Source organism: Yinghuangia sp. ASG 101 (genome assembly GCF_021165735.1).
Classification (GTDB): Bacteria; Actinomycetota; Actinomycetes; order Streptomycetales; family Streptomycetaceae; genus Yinghuangia.
This window is the reverse complement of the sequence record NZ_CP088911.1, coordinates 5,085,987-5,109,730: the sequence shown is the minus strand read 5'-3', so window position 1 is coordinate 5,109,730 and position 23,744 is coordinate 5,085,987. Positions and strand designations below refer to the sequence as shown.

Annotated in this window: 14 protein-coding genes and 1 other RNA gene; 4 read left to right on the top strand and 11 right to left on the bottom strand. The window is 72.2% G+C overall.

What is annotated here, in order from left to right; translation table 11 throughout:
• The first annotated feature begins 298 nt into the window (after positions 1-298).
• Entirely contained in the window at positions 299-1,294 is a 996-nt protein-coding gene (locus LO772_RS21950) for a carbohydrate kinase family protein (RefSeq protein WP_231773741.1), read from the top strand.
• Positions 1,295-2,022: 728 nt separating this feature from the next.
• On the opposite strand, the gene ssrA is transcribed toward LO772_RS21950, so the two are convergent.
• From ssrA to ftsE, 6 genes are all read right to left on the bottom strand, one after another.
• Positions 2,023-2,390: a transfer-messenger RNA gene (gene ssrA / locus LO772_RS21945) on the bottom strand.
• Between the two features lie 148 nt (positions 2,391-2,538).
• A complete protein-coding gene (gene smpB, locus LO772_RS21940) occupies positions 2,539-3,051 on the bottom strand; it encodes an SsrA-binding protein SmpB (protein WP_231779668.1) in 513 nt (170 codons plus the stop codon).
• A gap of 101 nt (positions 3,052-3,152) precedes the next feature.
• Positions 3,153-4,334, bottom strand: coding sequence for a S41 family peptidase (locus LO772_RS21935; RefSeq protein WP_231773740.1), 1,182 nt, complete (start codon positions 4,332-4,334; stop codon positions 3,153-3,155).
• 203 nt (positions 4,335-4,537) lie between these two features.
• A complete protein-coding gene (locus tag LO772_RS21930) occupies positions 4,538-5,776 on the bottom strand; it encodes a murein hydrolase activator EnvC family protein (RefSeq protein ID WP_231773739.1) in 1,239 nt (412 codons plus the stop codon).
• A 176-nt stretch (positions 5,777-5,952) separates the two neighbouring features.
• Positions 5,953-6,867, bottom strand: a complete 915-nt coding sequence (ftsX, locus tag LO772_RS21925; RefSeq protein ID WP_231773738.1) for a permease-like cell division protein FtsX — start codon at positions 6,865-6,867, stop codon at positions 5,953-5,955.
• Positions 6,868-6,986: 119 nt separating this feature from the next.
• Positions 6,987-7,676 carry a cell division ATP-binding protein FtsE gene (gene ftsE / locus LO772_RS21920; RefSeq protein ID WP_231773737.1) on the bottom strand — a complete coding sequence of 230 codons (690 nt, stop codon included), beginning with the start codon at positions 7,674-7,676 and terminating at the stop codon, positions 6,987-6,989.
• A gap of 326 nt (positions 7,677-8,002) precedes the next feature.
• Here ftsE and LO772_RS21915 point away from each other — a divergent pair, with 326 nt between their 5' ends.
• Complete coding sequence (locus LO772_RS21915; protein ID WP_231779667.1) at positions 8,003-8,185, top strand: hypothetical protein; 183 nt, start codon at positions 8,003-8,005, stop codon at positions 8,183-8,185.
• Between the two features lie 135 nt (positions 8,186-8,320).
• Here LO772_RS21915 and LO772_RS21910 read toward each other — a convergent pair whose 3' ends face one another.
• From LO772_RS21910 to LO772_RS21895, 4 genes are all read right to left on the bottom strand, one after another.
• Positions 8,321-9,073, bottom strand: coding sequence for an LPXTG cell wall anchor domain-containing protein (locus tag LO772_RS21910; RefSeq protein WP_231773736.1), 753 nt, complete (start codon positions 9,071-9,073; stop codon positions 8,321-8,323).
• 209 nt (positions 9,074-9,282) lie between these two features.
• On the bottom strand, positions 9,283-10,395 hold the full coding sequence (gene prfB, locus LO772_RS21905; RefSeq protein ID WP_231773735.1) for a peptide chain release factor 2: 1,113 nt from the start codon (positions 10,393-10,395) through the stop codon (positions 9,283-9,285).
• A 103-nt stretch (positions 10,396-10,498) separates the two neighbouring features.
• A complete protein-coding gene (locus LO772_RS21900; RefSeq protein WP_231773734.1) occupies positions 10,499-12,556 on the bottom strand; it encodes a protein kinase domain-containing protein in 2,058 nt (685 codons plus the stop codon).
• A 496-nt stretch (positions 12,557-13,052) separates the two neighbouring features.
• Positions 13,053-14,627 carry a serine/threonine-protein kinase gene (locus LO772_RS21895; protein ID WP_231773733.1) on the bottom strand — a complete coding sequence of 525 codons (1,575 nt, stop codon included), beginning with the start codon at positions 14,625-14,627 and terminating at the stop codon, positions 13,053-13,055.
• Between the two features lie 434 nt (positions 14,628-15,061).
• On the opposite strand from LO772_RS21895, the gene LO772_RS21890 reads away from it, so the two are divergent.
• Entirely contained in the window at positions 15,062-17,719 is a 2,658-nt protein-coding gene (locus tag LO772_RS21890) for an FHA domain-containing protein (RefSeq protein ID WP_231773732.1), read from the top strand.
• Positions 17,720-17,982: 263 nt separating this feature from the next.
• Positions 17,983-18,459: a hypothetical protein gene (locus LO772_RS21885; RefSeq protein WP_231773731.1), complete on the top strand. Its 477-nt coding sequence runs from the start codon at positions 17,983-17,985 to the stop codon at positions 18,457-18,459.
• Positions 18,460-18,650: 191 nt separating this feature from the next.
• Here LO772_RS21885 and LO772_RS21880 read toward each other — a convergent pair whose 3' ends face one another.
• Entirely contained in the window at positions 18,651-23,531 is a 4,881-nt protein-coding gene (locus LO772_RS21880; protein ID WP_231773730.1) for an NAD-glutamate dehydrogenase, read from the bottom strand.
• Positions 23,532-23,744: the final 213 nt, after the last annotated feature.

Below are 23,744 nucleotides of genomic sequence, written 5' to 3'. Positions count from 1 at the left end.
AAGCCCCCGGGCCCAACCATTAGTCCCTACGAGGGACCACTTGCCGAGAGGCGAGCATTGGCGGGTCGGTGTCGTAAGCCCACGGATCCGGCGGCCTTTCCGGCCGCCGGTTCGCTTTTGTCCCCCGGCGCGTTTCGGCCACTCCCGACGCGGCCTCCGGTGCGACGATGAACGCGACAAAAGCCGTCCGGCGGCCCTCAGCAGCCCCCAGAGCCCTCCCGGGGCCCGGGCAGGCGGATCGGTCCGAACGCACGTCCAACACGCCGCCACAGGCCCGCGAGACCCCCGGACGGAACCCATGACCACCCCCGCAGGCGCCACCGTCCCGATCGCCGTCGTCGGCGAGAACGTCGTGGACCTCGTCCCGCTCCCGGACGCCCCCGGCGACTACCGGGCGATTCTCGGCGGCGGCCCCGCCAACACCGCGATCGCGGCGGCACGGCTCGGCACCCCGACGGCACTCGTCGCCCGCATCGGCGCCGACGCCTTCGGCCGACGCGTCCGCGAGCGCCTGGCCGCGGACGGCGTCTCGGCGCGCTACCTCGTCGACGCGCGCGAACCGTCCAGCCTCGCCGTCGTCTCCTTCGACGACGAACGCCGGGCGTCCTACGACTTCTGGTTCACCGGCACCGCCGACGGGCTGTGGACCGGCGACGAACTCCCGGACCCGCTCGACGCCGACGTCCGCGCCCTGCACGTCGGTTCGGTCGCCCTGCACCTCGAACCCGGCGGGGCCGCCCTGTTGCACATGATCCTGCGCGAACACGCCCGCGGCGCGGTCACGTTGACCCTCGACCCGAACGTACGCGCGGGCATCTGCGGCGACATCGCCGCGGTCCGCACGCGCCTGGAGACGATTGTCCCGCTCTGCGACGTCGTGAAGGCCAGCGAGGACGACCTCGCCCTGCTCTACCCCGACGTCGCCCCCATCGAAGTCGCCCGCACCTGGCGCGAGACCGGCCCCGCCCTGATCGTCGTCACCGAGGGCCGGGACGGCGCCACCGCCCTCACCGAACACCAGACCGTCGCCGTCGGCACGCCCCCCGCCGAAGTCACCGACACCGTCGGCGCCGGCGACGCCTTCATGGGCGCCCTGCTGCACACCCTGAACACCGAAAACCTCCTGGGCGGCGCCCGCGTGGGCGCCCTGCGCACCCTCTCCGCCGACGACGTGGAGTCCCTCCTCGACCACGCCACCGCCGCGGCCACCTACACCTGCACCCAAGAAGGCGCCAACCCCCCAACCCCCCACCAACTGGCCACCTGGCAAAAAACCACACCCACAACCACGTGAGCCCAAGAAACGCCGCAACACACGCACGCCAACACGCGACATCGAACAAGCGACGCAGCCGACGACACCACACAAAGCGCAGAACAACCGCGGACAACAGGCGCGCCCCAAACCACATCACCTACCGAGAGACCAGCCGACAGCCGACGCGCGGCGACGCACAGGCCAAACGCGGGGATCGCCAAGTTCCAAGCCCGCGACCGGCAGAGGAACGGCCACTGACCACAATCGCCCCCACAGCAACCCCCGCACCAGCCCAGGGGCAGAGCCGCGCCCTCATCCCGCATCGCAGACCCCCCGCGCCAGCTTCGGTTCAAGAGGTCGTTGCAACACCCCGATATAGGGGGACGGATGGACTTCGAGATCCGAGAGGACCGGAAGCCGCAGGGGCCCAAGAAGCTCCTGAAGGAGCGCGAGCTCTACCTTGCCCTTGTGGATCAAGGAATGGGGAACACGCAGGCCAGCCGGGGGGTGCGGGTGGCGAAGCGCAAAAACGACGAAGACAACCCGGCCTGCGCTTTCCGCGCACCAGCCGGGGGGTGCGGGTGGCGAAGCCCCCGCCCGCGCGGCGAAGCCGCGCAAAAACGACGAAGGCGACCCGGCCCCGCCTCCGCGCACCAGCCGGGGGGGTGCGGGTGGCGAAGCCCCCGCCCGCGCGGCGAAGCCGCGCAAAAACGACGAAGGCGACCCGGCCTGCGCTTTCCGCAGGCATGGGTCGCCCATCGCCTTCGTGGAGGTGGCGGGAATTGAACCCGCGTCCTGAAGTGCGAGACCAGAGCTTCTCCGAGCGCAGTCCGCTGTGCTTTTCTCGGCCCCGGCAATCACGCGGACAAGTTGCCGACGGGCCCAGTTACTGTTTGATTTTCCGCACTACCCCGTAACCGGGCAGAACGGTGGAGTCCCCTTGATTATGCCAGGATCCGGGACGGGGACGCGCCCGGTCTGACACCTTCGAAGCTCGCTCAGGCAGCGAGGGCGAAGGAATCGCGCTTGTTATCGGCGATTATTGGTTTCGGCATATGGTTTACGAGATCATTGCCGCTTCCTCGGCTCGCTTCCTCTGCTCCGACATCTCCAGTCGAAACCGATCACCCCCTATTGAGTTTTCAAGCGTCGTGCAAGCTCCGCTTGAAAGCCGCGCTCCGGCGTTGTCGCCTGACCGGTTCGCAGCCGGTGTCATCGTACGGAACAACCCCGGGCGGGGTCCACTTCATTCCCGCCCGACGCCCCGCCCGCCGTCCCCGTCAGCTCGTCTGCCGGCGAATCGCCGCGCTCATGGCGCGTTGGGCCTCGCGCTGCCCCTGTTTCTCGATGAGCGCCTGGCGCTTGTCGTAGAGCTTCTTGCCGCGCGCGAGGGCCAGTTCGACCTTCACGCGACCGTCTTCGTTGAAGTAGATACTCAACGGGACGAGCGTGGTCCCCGAGTCGCCGAGCTTGTTCTCCAACTTGGCGATCTCCGGCCGGTGCAGCAGGAGCTTGCGGGGGCGGCGCGGCGCCGAGTTGTTCCAGGTCGCCTCCAGGTATTCGGGGATGTGCGCGTTGCGGAGCCACACCTCGTGGTTGTCGACGGTCGCGAATCCGTCGACAAGCGAGGCGCGGCCCTGCCGAAGCGACTTCACCTCAGGCCCGGTCAGCACGACGCCGCATTCGATCGTGTCGTCGATGTGGTAGTCGTGCCGTGCCTTCTTGTTCTGTGCGATCAGCTTGCGTTTGGGGGCCGCCTGCGCCTTCTTGGACTTGGTCGGCTTCCCCGGCATCTGCACGATGGTTGGTCTCTTTGCCATGGTCTTCGCATTGTCGCCCATGTGCGGGCGTCCGGGCCACGGGGTTGCCCGGACGGAGCGGTGCCCCGCCCGCGTCAGCCCGTCCCGTCGGCACCGGACGGCCCGCCCAAGACCTCGCGGGCGCGTGCGTCGCCGACCTCCGGCGGGGCCGCGGGCGGTACCGCGACGTCGGGTACGACGCCCGCGCCGTCGACGCTCCGGCCGCTCGGCGGGTACCAGCGGCCGATGGTGAACTCGACGCTGCCGCCGTCCGCGAGCGCGGTCACGGCCTGCACCGAGCCTTTCCCGTACGTCGTCGCGCCGACGATCACCGCGCGCCCCCGGTCGCGCAGCGCCGCCGCGACGACTTCCGCGGCGCTCGCGGTGGCGCCGTCGACGAGGACGACGAGGGGGGTCTCCTGGTCGCCGGGCGGCGCGTCGGCGCCGAGTTCGCGGCGTCCGCCGGTGCCGTCCTCGTACGTGACGACCGGTCCGGGGGCGAGGAACGCGGACGCGACCGCGGCGGCCTCGTCGATGAGCCCGCCGGGGTTGCCGCGCAGGTCGAGGACGACTGCGCGCGGGCCGCGGGCGAGGGCGCCGCGGACCTGGTCGGCGGTGCCGCGTCCGAAGCCCGAGACGCGGATGTGCAGCGGTGCGTCCGGCGTGCCGGGGGCGTCGAGTGGTTCGACGATGACGCCCGCGCCGGTGAGGAGTTCGCGGACCAGGACGACGGGGGTCGGCACGCCGCCGCGCACGGTCGTGAGGGTGACGGGCGTGCCCGCGGGTCCGCGCAGCCGGGCGACCACGCCCGCGACGCCGAGTTCGCCTGCCGGGACGCCGTCGACCGCGGTGAGGAGGTCGTCAGCGGCGAGCCCCGCGTGCGCGGCGGGGCCGTCGGGCCGCACGTGGCCGAGGCGGATCTCGCCGTCCGCCTGCCGCACGGTCAGACCGACCCCCGGGTAGGTGCCGTCGCCGGGCCCCGGGGCGTCCGCCGCCACGCCGGGCGGGTGGTAGGCGGCCCAGCGGTCGTCGAGGACCGCGAGCAGGTCGCGGGCCGCGTCCGGGGAGAGCACGAGGCCGTCGAGCGCGGCCGAGCCGTCGGCGACGGTCACCACGACCTCAGACCTCAACTGCCGGTACGGGGGCGGCCGGGTCTCGGCGGCCCGCGGGCCGGACGCTCCGGTGCCGTCCCAGGCGCCGGTCGCCGTCCCGGTGGTCAGGGCGGTGCCGAAGGCCAGGGCGAGTGCGGCCCTGCGGCATGCGCGGCCCGGTGTCATGCCGGGAGCATAAGGCAGCGCGCGCCGCCGCACGGGAGCGCGCGGAACCACCGTGCCCCCGCCCCGTCGGACCGCCGGGAGCCGGTGCCCTGGTCCGTGTCACCGGCCGCGTGGGTCTGCCCGTCTCCACCGTCGCCCCGGACGACGCGCGCCGCCGCCGGAACCGGCCCTCCCCGCCGACCGCGGCCCGTGCCCGGCGCCGCTCACAACCAGGTCATCGGGTCGGTGAACTTGCCGTCGGCAAGGACCTCGAAGTGCAGGTGCGGGCCGGTGGAGTAGCCGGTCGTGCCGACCAGCCCGACGATCTGACCGCGCGTCAGCTTGGCGCCCTTGGCGACGTCGATGCGCGAGAGGTGGTTGTAGGTCGTCGTCAGGGCGACGCCGTTGACCCGGCCGTGCGAGACGACGACGCGGTTGCCGTACGCGGTGTTGTAGTCGGCGGCGATGACGGTGCCTTCGCGGGCGACGCGCACCGGGGTTCCCGAGGGGGCGGCGAAGTCCGTGCCGGTGTGCAGCTTGACCACTTCGAGGATCGGGTGGAAGCGGGATCCGAAGGTCGAGCTGATGTCGGCGTCGACCGGGTAGGACAGCGCGCCGCCCTGGTCGTCGGTGCGCGAACCGCTCCGGGAGGGTGCGTTGAGGCGGTTGACGAGTTCGGTGAGCCGGCCCTGTTCGGCGACGAGGGATTCGTACCGCTGTTGGTCGGCGGTCTTCTCCTCCTGGGCGGTGGCCAGCGCGGCGCGGCGTTGCTCGACGAGTTTTTCGACGGCCGTCGCCGCGGTGGCGGCCTCGGCTTCGAGGCGGGTGAGTTCGGCGACGTGTGCCGCGGCGGCCTCGCGGTCGGCCTGCACCTGATCGCGGGCCCGGGCCAGGGCCTTCTGCCGCCCGTCGGCTTCGGCGTGTACGGCCTTGAGCCGGGCGATGGCCGCCTCGTCGGCGCGCATCAGCGTCCGGAACGCCTCGATCCTCGACATCATCTGCGCGGGGGTCTCGGAGCGCACGACCACCGAGAGCCCGGACAGCGAGCCCTGCTGGTAGGCGCGGCGGGCGACCTGGCCGACGGAGTCGCGCAGGCTCCCCATGGAGGCCTCCACGTCGCGCAGTTGGCGCTGGGCGGTGGCTTCCTCCTCGACCGCGATCTCCAGGCGGCGGCGCAGGTCGGTGTCCCGGACACGGGCCTCGTCGAGCTTGCGGCGGGTCTCGGCCAGCGCGGCCTGCGCGGCGGGCATGCCGGCGTTGGCCTCGGCGTACGCGGACTCGGCGGCGGCGAGTCGGGCGACCGCGCCGTCGAGCTGCACGCGGACGTCCTGGACCTGGCTGTCGACACGCTGCTTCTCCGCCTGTGTGTCGTCGTCGGCCTGGGCGGTGCCCCAGCAGACGGCGCCGGCGGTGGCGGCGATCAGCGCGAGGAATCCGAGGCGCCTCGAATGCGTGGGGTACATGGGCGTCGCCTCCTGTCGGGGACCGGTGGCCGACCACTCGTCGACGCGGGGTCGTGCGGTCAATCGGTTCCACTGGTATCAGGCAGGCGGCAGTACTTAAGCCATATAAAGCACTTTTCAGTTGATATGACACTCTTCCGGCGCAGCGGTCGACGCCGAGTGGGCGCGGAGGCGCGTCAGACCTTGAGGTACTTGCGGAGCGTGAAGAACGACGCGATCGCGGACATGCCGACGCCGAGGATGAACAGCCACGGGAGGACGGCGAACACCGCGTCGAATCCGATCAGCTGCTTGTCCAGGATGTTGATCGCGCCCGCCAGCCCTTTCTTGACGCCGAAGTAGTAGCCGATGCTGAGCAGGCCCGACGCCGTGAGCGCGCCGACCAGGCCCGCGACGGCGGACTCCAGGATGAAGGGGCCTTGGATATAGAAGTTCGAGGCGCCGACGAGGCGCATGATGCCCGTCTCGCGACGGCGGCTGAACGCCGAGACGCGGGCCGTGTTGACGATCAGCAGGATCGCCACGACGAGCATGAACGCCATGATCCCGTACGCGGCGTACTGGGCACTGCGCAGCAGGTCGAAGAAGGGCTTGAGGAGTGCCTTCTGGTCCTGGACGACGAAGACGCCCCCGCGGCCGGTGAAGGCGCTGGAGATGATGTCGAACTTCGTCGGGTCGTGCAGCTTGACGCGGAAGGACTCGGGCAGTTGGTCGGGGGTCAGGCTGTCCCCGAGCGGCGAGTCCTCGTTCTGCTCCATGAAGTGCTTGTAGGCGTCCTGCTTGTTCTCGTAGAAGACGTCCTTGACCTCGGCCATCTTCGTCAGGTCCGCCTGGATCGCGTCGCGTTCGGCGGCGGTGACCTCGCCGTTGACGCATCCGCCCTGCTTGGGGTCGGACTTGTTGCACAGGTAGATCGAGACCTCGACGCGGTCGTACCAGTAGTCCTTCATCGAGTTGGTCTGCGCGCTCACCAACAGACCGGCCCCGAACAGCGTCAGGGACAGCGCGACACTGACGATGACCGCGATCGTCATGGTCAGGTTCCGGCGGAGACCGATGCCGATCTCTTTCAGCACGAACTGGGCGCGCATGGTGTCCTAACGGTCTTCGGGGCGTCGCCTTGTCGCGTACGCCGGTTCGGTGCGTTCGTCGGGTTCGGTGCGCGGGGGCGCGAGCGCGGGCCGAAGCGCGGAACGGCGCGGGGGCCGGGTTAGTGCGAGTAGCCGTACACGCCGCGCGACTGGTCGCGGACGAGGTGGCCCTGCTCCAACTCGATGACGCGCTTGCGCATTTGGTCGACGATCGCCTGGTCGTGCGTCGCCATGACGATGGTCGTGCCGGTGCGGTTGATGCGGTCGAGCAGCTTCATGATGCCGACGCTGTTCTGCGGGTCGAGGTTGCCGGTCGGCTCGTCCGCGATGAGGATCATCGGCCGGTTCACGAACGCGCGGGCGATGGCGACGCGTTGCTGCTCACCACCGGACAACTCCCCCGGCATGCGGTCCTCCTTGCCGGCGAGGCCGACCAGGTCGAGAACCTCGGGAACCACCTTGCGGATGGTGCCCTTGGGCTTGCCGATCACTTCGAGGGCGAACGCGACGTTCTCGCGCACCGTTTTGTTGGGCAGCAGGCGGAAGTCCTGGAACACCGTGCCCATTTGACGACGCAGCGTGGGGACCTTCCAGTTGGAAAGCCTTCCGAGGTCCTTGCCGGCGACGAAGATGTTGCCCGTGGACGGCCGTTCCTCTTTGAGGACCAACCGCAGGAATGTCGACTTTCCGGAGCCGGAGGAACCGACGAGGAAGACGAACTCGCCCTTCTCCACTTCGAGCGAGACGTCCTGCAGCGCGGGTCGGGGCTGCTTCGCGTAGGTCTTGGTGACGTTGTCGAATCGGATCACGGTTGCATCACAGCGCGCCATCCTAAGGGGCAGGGAAGTCGTGCGGGGGCAGAGCTTGGGTGAGCGCTCCACCGGCACCGGGCTCGCGCGGGCACGGGTCGTGTCCGTGGACGCGGGCGCGGTACGTGCGTCCCAGGGACGGTACCGCCCCCCGAGCCGGGCGCGCAGGCCGGGAGCGATGCGTCACAGGGCATGGCCATGCAGGAGTCTAAGCGGCACAGTTGAACGCGATGGGAACTTCCGCGGCCCTCACCGCGTTGGAGAAGGCGACCACGCAGCGAGAACGAGCAGGCAGCAGGTCGGGCCCCGGGGCCGAGGAGGACGTCATGTGGGAGCACCTGGTGTGCGCGAACTGCGCCGGCCCGGTGAGCGAGGGCCGCTGCCGGGTCTGCCGTGCGTCGCGTGAGCGCATGGACCGCGAGGGGCGGCCGGTGTCACCGGCCCTGCTGGTCGCGCTGGCGGCGCTCGTCGTCCTCGCGGCGCTGCTGGTGCCGCGGATGGCGGGCTGACCCCACGGATAGTCGGCACCACGCCGTACGACATATGCGAAGGCCCCGGGCGGTGCCCGGGGCCTTCGTGTGTCCTCGCGACCGGGCCGGTGGGACCCGGACCGGTGTGCGCCGAACCCACGGCGCCGGGGCGGACTACGCGGCTGCGGTCGCCTCGCGGCGGTTGAGCATGCGCGGTGCGACGGCGAAGGCGAAACCGCCGCCCGCCATCACGATGCCGCCGATCACGATGAACGTGAGGTTCGCCGACTGGCCGGTCTCCGCCAGTTCCGGAACGTCCGTGGCGCCGCCCGTGCTGCCGGCCGCTCCGGGCGCCCCCGTGGCGACCGGGGTGTCCGTCGCCGCATTGCCTCCGGAGGCCCCGGCGCCGTAGTTGCGCTGCGGGTCGCTCCCGCCGATGGAACCGGCGGAACCGTTGCCTCCCGTACCGCAGTTGACGCCTCCGTTGGCGACCGAGCATTCGCTGCCCGAGGTGGGCTCCGACGTGGCGCCCGTTTCGGTGGGCGTGGTGCCGGTGGGCGGCGTCGTCGGCTGGTCCGTCGGAGGTGTGGTCTCCCCGGTGCCGGGCGGCGTCGACTCCGGCGGTGTGGTGCCCTGGCCCGCCGTGTCGGTCGGCGCCGGGGTGGTGCCGTCGGTCGGCTCGGTGGAGCCGTTGCCGTTGTTCCCGTTGCCGTTGTTGCCGTTGTTCTGATCCTCGGTCGCGCCCCCGGTGCCGCTCGCGTCCCCGGTCGGCGTCTCGGAGCCCGTGGGCAATCCGATCGGCAACTGCAGGCACTTGGCGGCCAACGGGTTCAGCGCGCAGGGATCGGGTTCCTCCGCAGCCGCCATTCCGGCGACGGCGAGTGAGGCGCCGCCGACGAAGACAGCGGCGGCGGCTATGCGTGCCACTCTGGCGCGCATTCTGTTCGTCACTACTGCAACCCCCAGTTGATCGGGCCCCGTCCGTGCTTCAGCCTGGACAAGGCCGTCACAAGGCGTCAACGGGGATCTATGAGGGTTGCTGGCGGATGTCCCTTTTCCTCCTCAAAGGTCGTGAAGAAAGTTGAGGGAGTCCGCGTAAGGGGTTGAAGAGGCCTCGGCGGCGGGTCCGGCGGGGGCTACGCCGCGGCCGTCTGCTGCTGTTTGCGCCACCGGATACCGGCCTCGATGAAGCCGTCGATGTCGCCGTCGAGCACCGACTGCGGGTTGCCGACCTCGAACTCCGTCCGCAGGTCCTTGACCATTTGGTACGGGTGCAGGACGTACGAGCGCATCTGGTTGCCCCACGACGAGCCGTCGCCCTTGAGCGCGTCCATCTTGGCGCGTTCCTCCTGGCGCTGCCGCTCCAGCAGCTTGGCCTGGAGAACGGCCATCGCGGTCGCCTTGTTCTGGATCTGCGAGCGCTCGTTCTGGCACGAGACGACGATGCCGGTGGGGATGTGCGTCAGGCGCACCGCCGAGTCGGTGGTGTTGACGCCCTGGCCGCCGGGCCCCGACGACCGGTACACGTCGACGCGCAGGTCCGACTCGTCGATGTCGACGTGGTCGGTCTGCTCGACGACCGGCAGCACCTCGACGCCCGCGAACGACGTCTGGCGGCGGCCCTGGTTGTCGAACGGCGAGATCCGCACGAGGCGGTGGGTGCCCTGCTCCACGGAGAGGGTGCCGTACGCGTAGGGCGTCTTCACCGCGAAGGTGGCGGACTTGATGCCGGCCTCCTCGGCGTACGACGTCTCATAGACCTCGGTGGAGTAGCCGTGCCGCTCCGCCCAGCGCGTGTACATCCGCAGCAGCATCTCGGCGAAGTCGGCGGCGTCGACGCCGCCCGCCTCGGCGCGGACGGTGACCAGCGCCTCGCGCGCGTCGTACTCGCCGGAGAGGAGCGTGCGTACTTCCAGCTCGTCGACGGACTTGCGGACGGCGGCCAGCTCGGCGGCGGCCTCCGTGCGCGTATCGGCGTCGTCCTCCGCCTCGGCCAGCTCGAAGAGCACCTGGACGTCGTCGATACGGCGGCGCAGGTCTTCGACCTTGCGCAGCTCACCCTGGAGGAACGACAGCCGGCTCGTCACCTTCTGCGCGTTCTCGGGGTTGTCCCACAGGTCCGGCGCCGCCGCGGTCTCGTTGAGGTCGGCGATGTCGGCACGCATTTTGTCCAGGTCGAGGACCGCCTCGATCGACTCCATGGTGGATTCGACGGACTTCAGCTCTTCGGAAGGATCAATGGCAGCCACTCCCCCATCCTACTGGCCACGCACCCGGCCCCCGGCCGGTGGCCGGGGCGGGGTCGGGCGGGGTCGGGCGGGAAGCGGGGCGGGCGGCGGGATCCGCGCCGGGTCAGGCGGACGGCGCGACCTGGACGCGGCGTTGGGGGCCCAGCACGTAGACGTCGACGCGGTCGCCGGTCGCGGTGAGGGCGGCGGCCGGGGCGGCGCCGTCCTGTTTCGGGAGACCGGCCGGCGGCGTGAGGCGCGCGGGCTGCCAGCCGTCGGCACGGGCGACCAGACCGATCAGGCGGCCGTCGGTGTCGGGCACGACGACCGTCAGGCCGGTCGCCGGGGTCCAGGCCGCGGCCGGGCGTCCGCCCGCGCGGACGGCGCCGACCGGCACGGGCTCGCGCCAGGCGCCCGAGACGAAGGCGAGGTGCAGCAGCTCGCGGTCGTCGGCGCCGACGACGAAGGCGTCCATCGTGCCGGGGGCCGACGCGGTCACGGCCGGGGCCCCCTCGATCGCTCCGGCCTGCGTGATCCGGTCGAATCCCGTCCAGTTCGCCCCGACGAGGGTGCCGTGCATGAGCGTGTCCCCGGAGCAGACGAGGATTTCCAACCGGTCGCCGGTCGCGGTCGCCGCGGGGGCGCCGGTGATCCGGGTCTTGGCATCGATCCTCGTCCAGTCGCCCCACCGGCCGTCGGCGAAGCTGCTGCGGTAGAGGTGCCGGTCCTGGCTGACCGCGAGGACGTCGACGCGGCCGGGGCCGGGCGCGGTCACCGCGAGGTCCTCGATCGCCTTGAACGCGGGCAGTTTCCGCCAGTCCTCGAAGGTCCCGTCGCGGTCGGTCGCGAACCACGGCTGGCCGACGCCGTCGCGCTGCACGACGAAGGTCGGCGCCCCGGCCGGCCGTGCCGCGGCCGGTGCTCCGGTCAGGAACACCGGTGCCACCGGAAGCTGCGCCCACGTGGCCCACCCCGGCGCGGGGCCGGCGCCGTCCGCGCGCCCGTCGCCCGCCGCGGCGGCGGAGACCGACGGCGACACCGTGGAGCCGGCCGGCCGCCGGTCGTGGGGCGGGTCGTCGCTCCGCGTGAGCCACCAGCCGACGCCGCCGACGGCCAGCACGAACACGGTGCCGATGACGGCGACGGCCCGCCTGCGGCGCTTGCGGTGCTGGTGGGGACGACGGCGGCGGGGCGGTGTGGTGACCGGCGGCGCGGTGAAGGTCGGGCGTACGAGGTTGGTGTGGGTGTCGCGCGACGCGTCCGGCTCGGTGCCGGAGACCAGGGGCACGACCCCGGCCGGGAGCGGAGGCGGCGTCTCGCCCCGGTCGGGGTGCCCGCCGCCGTCGGGGGCGGGCACGTCGAAGGGCGGCAGCCCCGCGAGCGCGGGGAGCGCGGCACGCAGCCGCTCCCCGACCTCACGGGCCGTCAGCCGCGCCGCCGGGGCCTTCGAGAGGCACGACGCGAGCACCTCGGCGACCGGCGCGGGGAGCCCGGGGATGCCCGGTACCGGCTCGGTGACGTGGCGCCGCAGCACGGCGCCGGGGTGGCCGCCGCCGAACGGGGTCCAGCCGGTGAGCAGTTCGTACAGCACCGTGCCGAGCGCGTACACGTCGACGGCGGCGGTGGGCTGGAGGCCTTCGATGATCTCGGGGGCGAGGTAGTCGGGGGTGCCGATGATGCGCGTGGCCCGCGTGCGCCGGGGGGCGTCCACGAGGCGGGCGATGCCGAAGTCGGTGAGGCGGGCCCGGATTTGGCCGTACGCGGTGTCCAGCAGGACGTTCTCGGGCTTGACGTCGCGGTGGATGACGCCCTCGGCGTGCGCCGCGGAGAGGCCGTCGGCGACGTCGGCGCAGATCGCGGCGGCGAGCGCGGGCTTGAGGACACCTTCCTTCTCCAGGCGCGTCCGCAGGTCGGGGCCGTTGACCAGGTCCATGACCAGGGCGAGGTCGACGCCGTCGACGACGAGGTCGTGGATGCCGACGATGCCGGGGTGGTCGAGGCTGACCAGTGCGGTGCGCTCCTGCACGAACCGTGCGACCAACACCTCGTCGGAGGCGAGGTCTTCGCGCAGGAGCTTGATCGCGACGGGGCCCTCGGGGCCCTCGCCGGCCCAGACGGTGCCGCTCGCGCCGCGCCCGAGCACCTTCAGGGCGACGTACCGGCTGCCAATCCTGCGTGCCAATGCTGCTCCGTGTCCCCGGCTCGTCCCCGGCTCGTCTCCGGCTTACCAGCCGGCTCGGTCTCGGCCTCGTTCCGGCCCTGTCCCCGGCACGTCGGGTGTGTCGCCCTCGTCCTCGGACGTGCTCCGGACTCCGTTCGAGACTTCCGTGCCCGAAGGCTACCTGCCGGAACGTGCCGAGCCACGTGGTGTGACGGATCCGGGGCGGGTGTCGTCCTCTTGGCGAAGAGATTTGTCGATCCCCGGGTCGCGAGGCGATCGCGCGTGTGCGGCGCCCGGGACGGTGCCGGACGAAGTCCGCGGCGGGGGGAGGCTCTTGCCGCGGGCCCCGGCCGCCGCTCGGCCCCGGGCAAGCGGGCCGGGGCGAACGCGCGTGGTTTGGCATGACTTGTCGGCGCGTGGCGGCGCACGCCGACCGGCCGCCCGGGAAGGCGACCGCGCCGGGCCCGGACGCCGGAGAAGGCGCGGCGAACCGCGGCGGGTTCGCCCCCGTCGGGCGCTACTGGCCCGAGCCGCCGGTGGTGTCCGTACCGCCGCTGCCGCCGTCACCACCGCCGCCCATGAAGTCTTTGACCTTGTCATACCAGCCTTTGACTTCATCAAAGACGTCGACCGCGTTGTTCACCCAGTCCCGCAGCGGGCTGAACCAATAGATCGCGAACAGGATCGCGCCGAAGATCACCAGCCGCAGCAGGCAGCCCAGCGTGCAGCCGAGGCCGGGGATGGACGACAGCCGGAAGCCGCGTCCGCGACGCGGCTCGCGGGGCTCGCGCGGCTCGCGTTCGCGCCGGGGATTGCGCCGCGGCGGGGCGACCTCGGGCGGGCGCGGTGCCTCCCGTTGCGGCGGCGGTTGCGGCGGGGCGGAGTGCGGCGGCGGCTCGGGCGCGCGGTACGGCGCCGGCGGCGGCGCGTACTGGGCCGGACCGCCCTGCCGGGCCAGGCCCACTTCGTCGCGGTACAGCGCGGGCTGCGGATACCCGGGCGGCTGCGGGGGCCCGGCGTCGCGGCGGCCACCGACTCCGCCCGGCCCGTACGGCGGCGCCACCTCGTCGAGCACACGCGTGCCGTCCGGCCCGGGCGGGGCGGGCGGAGGCCCGAGCGGCGGGGCGGGGGCGAACCCGCCGCCGTCGGGCGCCGCTCGCGGCACGACGCGCGTGGGGTCGTCCTGCCCGCCCGCGGCGGCGAGCCCGGCCGCGGCTCCCGCCGCGGCGGCGGACGCGGCGAGGAGTCGGGCCAGTGTGCCGTCGTCCGGCCGCGTCCCCTGAAGGATCTCCGCCGCCGTACGCAGCGCCGCCCCGAGACCTCGCGCGTCCGGACGAAGCTCGGGCTGCTTCGCGAGGCATCGCTCGGTGACCAGCCAGTACGCGTCGGGCATGCCCTCCGGGCGGACCGGGACCTCGGACAGGTGCCGGTGCAGCAGCGCGATCGGGTTGGAGTCGGTGAAGGGCGGGCGGCCGGCGAAGAGTTCGTACAGCACGACCCCGGCGGCGTAGATGTCGACCGACGGGCTCAGCGGGCGCCCCTCGGCGGTCTCGGGCGCGACGTAGCTGGGGGTACCGACCAGTTCGTGGGTGCGGGTGAGCGCGGGCGACTCGGCGAGCCGGGCGATGCCGAAGTCGGTGAGCATCGGGTAGAGGGAGTCGCCGTTGCGGTTGAGCATGATGTTGGCGGGCTTGAGGTCCCGGTGGATCACGCCGTCCGCGTGGGTGACGGCCAGCGCGTCACAGACCTGGGCCATCGTGAGCGCGGCGGCGGCCGGGGGCAGCGGGCCGTTGTCGCGCAGGTACGTGCGCAGGTCCGGCCCGTCGATGAGGTCCATGACCAGCGCCAGCAGCTCGCCCTCGACGACCAGGTCGCGCACCCGGACCAGGTTGGGGTGGCTCAGCCGCAGCAGCAGCGAGCGCTCGCGCAGGAAGCGGGTGACCACGTCCGGGTCGCCCGCCAGCTCCTCGCGCAGCACCTTGACCGCGACGACCTCGTCGGTGTCGCGGACGCGCGCGCGCCAGACAGTCCCGCTGGCGCCCCGCCCCAAGGTCTCTTCGAGCAGGTATTTGCTTCCTACCGGCCGGTCCACTGCGCTCCCCAGACTTACCGACAGCTGTGCGCACACCCTATGGCGCGGGCCGAGGGCACGTCAGCGCCCTTGCGTTCGTGGACGCACGCGTCGCGGTTCCGGTTCGTCACAGACTGTCGTGGGACGAGTCCCCGCAAATCGTGCGGCGTGCGTCCCGGGGCGTCGTGCTCCGTACTCTCCCGGGCCCTCGCCCACCCCCTGCCCACGCCGCGTCCGCCCGATGCGGCGGAGGCGGGGCGGCGCCGGAAATGGCCTCGCACGGCCGGTTTTTGCGTTCTCGGTCCGCGTGTTCCGACTGTCCGTTCGCATGATCGTTCCCATCCGCGCTCGGGGAGTGCCATCCTCGTCGCGGATGCGAGGATGCGTACCGTGCATGTCGCATGACGCGCGCGCGGGGCACGCAAGTCACGGGTAGGTCAGGCGGACGGAGGAGCATGCAGATCCGGCTCACCGTGCTCGGGTCCCGAGGGGAGGGGCCGGGGGCGGATGTGCTCGTCACGGCGCCGACGGGGACCACGTTCGGAGCGGTCGCGGGCGCGCTGCGCTCGACGTCCGGTGCGGACGGGCAGCGGTTCTGGGTGGGCGACACGCGCCTCGCCGACAACACTCCGCTGGGGCGACCGCCTTTGGTGGACGGCGCGTTGGTGACGATAGGGATGCCCGGGCCGGCCTCGCCCGCGACGGGATCGCCCGAACTGCGCGTGGTGGGCGGCCCCGACGCCGGAGGCGTGCACCTGCTGCGCCAGGGCACCGTGCGCATCGGCCGCGCGCCCGAGGCGGAGATCCGGATCGGCGACCCCGACTTGTCCCGGCTGCACGCCGAACTGACCATAACGCCCGGTGCGTCCGGGCATGTCCGGGTCGCCGACCTGGGGTCGACGAACGGCACGACGCTGGACGGGCAGCCGGTCGGGCCCGAGCCGCTGCGGGTTCGCCCCGGATCGCTGCTGCGGCTCGGCGAGACGACGCTCACCGCCGTGCTGCCGCTGCCGTACGACGCCGAGCCCGCCCCGGTCGACGGGCCGCGCCCCGACGGCCTCGGCCACGTGGTGCTGCCGCGCCTGCCGCGTCGCCCGGCCCCGCCCGTCGAGCCGGTGCGGATCGATCTGCCCGACGAACCACCCGCCCGCCGCCTGGGGTTCGCCGGCCGGCGCCGCGCGGTGGCGGCCGAGCGCGCCGCGCTGGAGGACCAGGCCCGGTTCGCGGTCGTGGAGGAGGTACGGCGCAGACGCGCGCGCAGCCCGGACCTGGCGACGCTGCTGCTCGCCGCCCTCGACGCGGGCGCGGGCGAGCACGGGCGGCCGGAGGTCCCGGTGCGCGTCTGGGAGCGGCACGGGGATCCGCAGGACGGCCTGTCGGTGCGGCTGGGGAGCGGTGACATCCCGTCCGAGGTGACCATCGCCCACGCGGAGGGCGTGCGGCGGCTGACCGCCTACGCCGCGCCGGTGACCGTGTCGCTGCGGGACGCGGTGCTGGGTCTGGCGGGTCCGCGACCGCGCCTGCTGGGCCTGGCGCGTTCCGTCGTGGCCCAGTTGGCCGCCCTGCACGGGCCGCACGAGCTGGAAATCGTGCTCATGTGCGGGGATCCGGCGCTCGCGGAGGACTGGGCGTGGCTGCGGTGGCTGCCGCACCTGCGGCCGTCCGAGGGGCAGGACTGCCGGCTGCTCCTGGGCCTGACCCGCGATCAGGCCCTGGCGCGCACCGGCGAGTTGCTGGACCGGGTGGACCGCGAGCGGGAGCGTCCGGCGGACCCGCACACCCCGGCGCGCCCGCGGCGGCGGTCGGTGGTCGTCCTGGACGGTTCGGGTGCGCTGGCGGCGCGTCCGGAGCTGGCCCGGCTGCTCACCGAGGGACCGGCCGCGGGCATACACGCGCTGTGCCTGGACGACCGTGCCGAGGAACTGCCGTTGCAGTGCGCGGTGATCGGCCGCGTCGTCGGCGAGGTCGGGACGCGCCTGTCGCTGATCGGCCCCGCGGCGCACCGCATCGAGGAGATCGTCACCGACGCCGTCTCGCCCGCGTGGGCCGACCGGTTCGCCCGCGCGCTGGCGCCGCTGCGCGAGGCGGCGGCGCGCCGGGTGTCGCCGCTGCCGGAGACCGTGCGGCTGCTGGACCTGCTCGGCTTCGACCTCATGACGCCGGCCAAGGTGCTCGGCGCGTGGCGCGAATCCGGGCGTACGGCGCGCGGTGTCCTTGGGGCCGACGTGCGCGGCGCGGTGACCGTGGACCTCGGTGCGGACGGACCGCACATGGTCATCGGCGGCACGGCCGGGTCGGGGAAGACCGAACTGCTCACCGCGCTGGTGGCGTCGCTCGCGGTGGCCAACCGCCCCGACCAGCTCGGGCTGGTCCTGGTGCGCGGCGCACGCCTCGACCCCGAGGCCGCTCCCGACGGCCTCGCCGCGTGTGCCGACCTCCCGCACACCGTCGGGTATCTGGACGAGCCCGACGCCGCCCGCACCTCGCACGCCGTCTCGGCGCTGCTCGGGGAGCTGACGCGGCGTGAGGACCTGCTGCGCGGCATGGCGTTCGCGGCGTTCCGCGACGAAACGGGCGTGCCGCTGCCGCGCATACTCGTGGCGGTCGACGACATCGAGTACCTGGCCCGGCAGTTCCCCGGCTTCGTCAAGGGCCTTGCCGATGTCGTGCACCGCGGCGGGCCGGTCGGCGTGCACCTCGCCGTCGCGACCGGCCAGCCGGCGCTGGCCGGCGCGCTGGAGGCCACGGCGGAGGCGGATCTGCGGGTGGCCTTGCGCACCGACGACGCGGCGGCGTCGCAGGCGCTCATCCACGTCGACGACGCGGGGGCGCTCGACGACGAGTTCCCCGGCCGGGCGTTGATCCGGGGCTCGGACGGCGCCGTCCTGCCGTTCCAGACGGGCCGCGTCACCGGCCGGATGCCGCGCACGGCGACGCTGCGGCCCACCGCGGTGCGGCAGGTCTGGACCGATATGGGCGCCCCGCTGAGCCGCCGGACCGCGGCGGCGTCGGGCCGCCCCACGGTCGGCCCGACGGATCTGGCACTGCTCGTGGGTACATTGCGCCGTGCGGCTGATCAATTGGGCGCGTCGCCGCCGGCGAAGTTGTGGTGAGCCGTACGGATTTCGCGCGTCTCACGACACAATTCGACGCTGTTTGACCGAAACACGGTGATGTACGGCCCACTTCTTGGCACTTTGTCGATCCAGGGACGCACCTGGCCCACGATCGTTACTATTCCGCCACCTGAGGGGGTCCGGCGGTCTGGCAGTGTCCTCAGGCGTAACGTGCACACCACCGACACGGGGATCGCCGCCGCGGCGACCGGTTGGCTCGACTGTTCGACGGCGGGGGAAAAAGAAGCGGGGGATAGGAGATGAGGGGCAGCCGCCGAACAGCGCTGCTGCGGACGCTGTACACCGCGCTCGTGATCGAGGGCGTCATCATGGTGCTCGGCGCGGGGGCGCTCACCGTCATGGCCTTCGCCGTGCGCCGGGAGGGCGACGAACTCGCCGGTCTCGACAAAATGCTGATGGTCACCGCGGTCCTGGCCGCCGGGCTCGCCGCCCTGTGCGCCGGGAGCATCCTCGCGGTACGCGACACGCTGCGCTTCGGATTCGGCGCGCTGGGCCGCGCCGCGACGCTCGGCATGATCCACCTGTGGACGGCGATCCTCACCGTCACACTCCAGGGCCCGTTGTGGCTCCTCGCCCCGACCGGCCTGCCGGCCGCGTTCTACCTGACCGCGTGGTGGCTGCTCAAGGAACGCCGCCGCGACGACCTGCTGCTCCTGGAGCGCCACGAAGTGCCCGCCCCGCGACGCCCGGAGGCCGAGGGCGCGACGCGGCACTGACCCGGCCGCGGGAGGCGGTGCGGGCCGACCGCGCCCGGCCGAGCCCGGAGCCCGGTGCGGGCGTACGGCCGGACAGGATCCGCCGGTGTTCGTCGCGTCGGCCGCGTACCGACCCGCTGGGCCCGTCAGCACCCGGACATGCCGCGCGGGGCCCGCTGACGGGCCCCGCGCGCCAATCCCCGCTCTCCCCGCTAGGTCATGCTCCCGCTGCGCAGCAGCGTGCGGATCACCCGCATCGCCACCGACAGGGTCGCGAGGTCGTACGACTCCGCCTCCCGCAGCTCCTCCAGCGTCGTCCGGGCCCGGTTGATCACCGAGATGTTCTTGTCCTCCCAGGCCTTGAACCGCAGTTCCGGCGTCGCGTCCGGGGCGCCGGACGACAGGACGTCGAACGTCAGGCCGGCCTGCGCCGCGTACAGGTCCTCGCGCAGCGACGCCCGTGCCATCGACTTCCAGCGGTCGTCCCGCGGCAGTTCGACGATGCGTTCGAGGAGGTACGCGATCGGCAGGCGGTCCGCGAGGTCGAAGTAGACCTCGGCGACCTCGATGACGCCGTGCCCGGAGTCGCGGGCCACCTCAACGATGTCGAGCGCGGCGTACGACGTGGAGAACCCGGCGGCCACCGTCGCGAGGTCGTGGGGGACCCCCGCCTCGGTGAACTCGGCGTACATCTTGTCCATCCACGCCTGGTCGCTGCCGCGCAGCAGCTTCGGCAGGTGGGCGACGACGTCGGCGACGCCGTCCGAGAAGAACGCGATCTGCGCGGCGATGTCGATCTCGCGCCGGTTGGCGAGCATCCACCGCGTGGACCGCTCGACCAGCCGCCGCATGTGCAGGCGCATCCTGGTCTGCACGGACGCCGGCACCTGGTTGTCGAGGGCCTTGATCTGGTCCAGGATCTCGTCGGCGCGGAAGATCTGCCGCGCCGCCAGGTGGGCCCGCGCGACCTCGGCCGGTGCCGCGCCGCTCTCCTCGCGGAGGCGGAAGATGAACGAGATCCCGCCCAGGTTGACCAGGTCGTTCACCACGCGCGTGGTGACGATCTCGCGGCGCAGCGCGTGCGCGTCGATCTGCGGGCCGAACTTCTCCCGCAGCGCGCTCGGGAAGTACCGGTGCAACTCGCCGTGCAGGTACGGGTCGTCCGGCAGGTCGGAGGCCAGCAGCTCCCCGGCGAACACGATCTTCGTGTATGCCAGCAGCACGGCCAGCTCCGGCCCGGTCAGCCCGATGCCGGCCTGCTGGCGTTCGCGCAACTGGCGGTCCGTCGGCAGGAATTCGATCTCGCGGTTGAGGTGCCCGTCGCGGACCAGCTTGCGCAGGTAGCGCATGTGCACGTGCAGCAGCGACGGCGCCTGGGCGACCGCGTTGGCGAGCGCGTAGTTCTGCTCGTAGTTGTTCTCCAGGACGAGCCGACCGACCTCGTCGGTCATCTTGGCCAGGAGCGTGTTGCGCTGCTTCTCGGTCATGTCGCCGGCCGTGACCACCTGGCCGAGCAGGATCTTGATGTTGACCTCGTGGTCGGAGGTGTCCACACCGGCCGAGTTGTCGATGGCGTCGGTGTTGATCCGGCCGCCGCCCAGGGCGTATTCGACGCGGCCGAGCTGCGTGCAGCCCAGGTTGCCGCCCTCGCCGACCACCTTCGTGCGCAGGTCGGCGCCGTCGACGCGGATGGCGTCGTTGGCCTTGTCGCCGACGTCGGCGTTCGACTCGGTGGAGGCCTTGACGTACGTACCGATGCCGCCGTTCCAGAACAGGTCGACCGGCGCCTTGAGGACGGCCCGCATCAGCTCGGCCGGGGACAGGCGGGTGACCTCGGCGGGCAGCCCCAGGCTCGCCCGGACCTGCGGGCTGATCACGACCGACTTCGCGCTGCGCGGGAACACCCCGCCGCCTGCGGAGATCAGGTCGGCGTTGTAGTCGGCCCAGGAGCTGCGCGGCAGTTCGAACAGGCGGCGGCGCTCGGCGTAGGACACGGCGGCGTCCGGGTCGGGGTCGAGGAAGATGTGCCGGTGGTCGAACGCCGCGACCAGCCGGATGTGTTCGGACAGCAGCATGCCGTTGCCGAACACGTCGCCGGACATGTCGCCGATGCCGACGACCGTGAAGTCCTCGGTCTGCGCGTCGTGGCCGAGTTCGCGGAAGTGCCGCTTGACCGACTCCCACGCGCCGCGCGCGGTGATGCCCATGCCCTTGTGGTCGTAGCCCGCCGAGCCGCCGGAGGCGAACGCGTCGCCGAGCCAGAACCCGTACGAGCCCGCGACCTCGTTGGCGATGTCCGAGAACGTCGCGGTGCCCTTGTCGGCGGCGACCACCAGGTAGGTGTCGTCGCCGTCGTGGCGCACGACGCCCTTCGGCGGCACGACCTTCCCGCCGACCATATTGTCGGTGATGTCGAGCAGCCCGGAGATGAACGTGCGGTAGCAGGCGATGCCTTCGGCGAGCCACGCCTCGCGGTTGACCTGCGGGTCGGGGAGGCGCTTGGCAACGAATCCGCCCTTGGCGCCCACCGGGACGATGACGGTGTTCTTCACCATCTGCGCCTTGACCAGGCCCAGGACCTCGGTGCGGAAGTCCTCGCGCCGGTCGGACCAGCGCAGCCCGCCGCGTGCGACGGCGCCGAAGCGCAGGTGCACGCCCTCGACGCGCGGCGAGTACACGTAGATCTCGAACTTCGGGCGCGGCGCCGGGAGGTCGGGGATGGCGAGCGGGTCGAATTTGAGCGCGAGGTAGTCGCGCGGCTCGCCCTCGTCGGACTTCTGGAAGAAGTTGGTGCGCAGCGTCGCGCGGACCATCGACACGAAGGAGCGCAGGATGCGGTCCTCGTCGAGGCTCGCGACCTGGTCCAGCGCGCCTTCCAGCTCCTCGACCATGCTGTCGACCAGTTCGATGCCGGCGTGCTGGTGGCGGGGCGAGAAGCGCGCCTCGAAGAGGTTCACCAGCAGGCGCGAGATGTGCACGTTGCCGACGAGCGCGTCCTCGATGTAGTCCTGGCTGAACGTCGACCCGGCCTGGCGCAGGTATTTGGCGTACGCGCGCAGGACCATCGCCTGCCGCCACGTCAGCCCGGCGCGCAGGACGAGCGCGTTGAAGCCGTCCGATTCGGCCTTGCCGGTCCAGACCGCGGCGAACGCCTCCTGGAACAGCTCCTTGACGTCGTCGCCGGCTTCGAGCGTCGGGTCGTGGCGGATCCCGAAGTCGTACACCCACGCCACGCGGCCGTCGGCACGGCGCAGTTCGTGGGGCCGCTCGTCGACGACCTCGATGCCCATGCGCTGGAGGATGGGCAGCACCTGGGACAGCGACAGCGGTCCGCCGGTGCGGTAGATCTTGAAGCGCCGCTCCCCCGGCAGCGCCCCGACGGGCTGGTACAGGTTGAGGGTGAAGTCCGCGACGTCCGGGTCGGGGTTGAGCGCCTCGATGCGGCGCAGGTCGGCGACGGCGGCGCGCGGTGTGTACTCCGCCTTGTAGCCCTCGCTGAACGCCCGGGCGTACGCGCGCGACAGCTCGGCGGCCGGTTCCTCGCCGCACTCGCTGACCAGCGCCTCGGCGAAGTCGTCGGCCCACGACCGCGTCGCGGCGGCGAGCAGGCGCTCGATGTGCTCGACGTCCGGGTCGCCGAGTGTGGAGCCCTGCGGCACCCGCACGGTGAAGTGCAGCCGGGCGAGCACCGATTCGGTGTTGCGGGCGGTGAAGGTGATGACCGATCCGCCGAGTTCGCGCAGCAGGATGTCCTGCATGCGCAGGCGGATCTCGGTGGTGTAGCGGTCGCGCGGCAGGTAGACGAGCGCGGAGTAGAAGCGGCCGTACTCGTCCTTGCGCAGGAACAGCCGCAGGCGGCGGCGCTCTTGGAGGTGGAGGACGGCGATGCCGATGTCGTACAGCTCGGGGACCTGGATCTGGAACAGGTCGTCGCGCGGGTACGTCTCCAGGATCTGCAGGAGGTCGCGGCCGTCGTGGCTGGCGGGCGGGAAGCCGGCCCGCTCCAGGACGTTCTGCACCTTGCGCCGCACGACCGGGATCCGGGTGACGCTCTCGGTGTAGACCAGCGATCCGAACAGGCCCAGGAAGCGGCGCTCGCCGATCACGTTGCCGTCGGCGTCGAACTTCTTGACGCCGACGTAGTCGAGGTACGAGCGGCGGTGGACCGTCGAACGGGAGTTGGCCTTGGTCAGAATGAGGAGCTTCTTCTCCCGCGCCTTCGTGCGTGCCTGCGGCGAGAGCCGGCTGAAGGACGCGGACATGTCCTGGTCGGGCCGCAGCAGGCCGAGGCCCGTGCCGGGGATCGCCCGCAGCTGGTCCTCGCCGTCGATCGTCACGAGATCGTACTCGCGGTAGCCGAGGAAGGTGAAGTGGTCCTCCGCGAGCCAGCGCAGCAGCTCCCAGGCCTCGCCGATCTCCTCGCCCGGCAGGACCGGGGGGTTCTCGGCCAGCTCGTCGGCGATCCGCACCGCCGTGCCGCGCATCTTGGCCCAGTCCTCGACGACCTCGCGGACGTCGTTCATGATCTGCCGGAGGCTCTCCTCCATCGCGTGGATGTCGTCGCGGTCGCTCTCGCGGTCGATCTCGACGTGCATCCACGACTCGACCACGGCGTCGTCGGGGACCGCCCCGGCGTCGGAGGTGTCCAGGATCTCCGTGAGGTTGCCGGTGATGTCGCGGCGGACCACGAGCTGCGGGTGGATGACGACGTGGATCGCCCGGTCCTGGCGGGAGAGTTCGTTGGTGATCGAGTCGACCAGGAAGGGCATGTCGTCGGTCACGATCTGTACGACCGTGTGACCCGACGACCAGCCGTTCTCCTCCACGGTGGGCGTGAAGACGCGCACTTTCGCCGTGCCCTGGGGACGTGCCGCCGCGAGGCGGCAGTGCGAGATCGCCGCGCCGTAGATGTCCACCGGGTCGCGGCCGACCAGGTCGTCCGGTGCCGTGTGCCGGTAATAGCGCCGCAGCAGGACATCGAGGTCGATGTCGCCCGCGCTCTCGCCGCCTCCGTGCTGTGACGATGCCTGCCGGGCCGCCTCCGCCGCCCGGGCCAGCAGATCTGCTTTCGCCTCGTCCAGCTTGCTCTGCATGATGCCTTTGCTCCCGTCGCGCGCCGTTGCGTGACCGATTGACTCCTGTCATGCGGGCCCTCGGACAGCAGTGCGCCCGCACCAGCGGGCCCCCGGGACCCCATTGTCCCGACGGCTCGACCGTGGTGGCGTACGTTGCGGGTCGAGGGTCACCCCACGCCCGCCAGGCTACCCGCGCCTCGTGCCGAGGGGGCGGGGGGTTGTCCACAGGCC

Coding starts and splice junctions, on each gene's coding strand:
- LO772_RS21950 (WP_231773741.1), top strand. CDS start 299: ATGACCACCCCCGCAGGCGCCACCGTCCCGATCGCCGTCGTCGGCGAG.
- smpB (WP_231779668.1), bottom strand. CDS start 3,051: ATGCCGGGGAAGCCGACCAAGTCCAAGAAGGCGCAGGCGGCCCCCAAA.
- LO772_RS21935 (WP_231773740.1), bottom strand. CDS start 4,334: ATGACACCGGGCCGCGCATGCCGCAGGGCCGCACTCGCCCTGGCCTTC.
- LO772_RS21930 (WP_231773739.1), bottom strand. CDS start 5,776: ATGTACCCCACGCATTCGAGGCGCCTCGGATTCCTCGCGCTGATCGCC.
- ftsX (WP_231773738.1), bottom strand. CDS start 6,867: ATGCGCGCCCAGTTCGTGCTGAAAGAGATCGGCATCGGTCTCCGCCGG.
- LO772_RS21915 (WP_231779667.1), top strand. CDS start 8,003: ATGTGGGAGCACCTGGTGTGCGCGAACTGCGCCGGCCCGGTGAGCGAG.
- LO772_RS21890 (WP_231773732.1), top strand. CDS start 15,062: ATGCAGATCCGGCTCACCGTGCTCGGGTCCCGAGGGGAGGGGCCGGGG.
- LO772_RS21885 (WP_231773731.1), top strand. CDS start 17,983: ATGAGGGGCAGCCGCCGAACAGCGCTGCTGCGGACGCTGTACACCGCG.
- LO772_RS21880 (WP_231773730.1), bottom strand. CDS start 23,531: ATGCAGAGCAAGCTGGACGAGGCGAAAGCAGATCTGCTGGCCCGGGCG.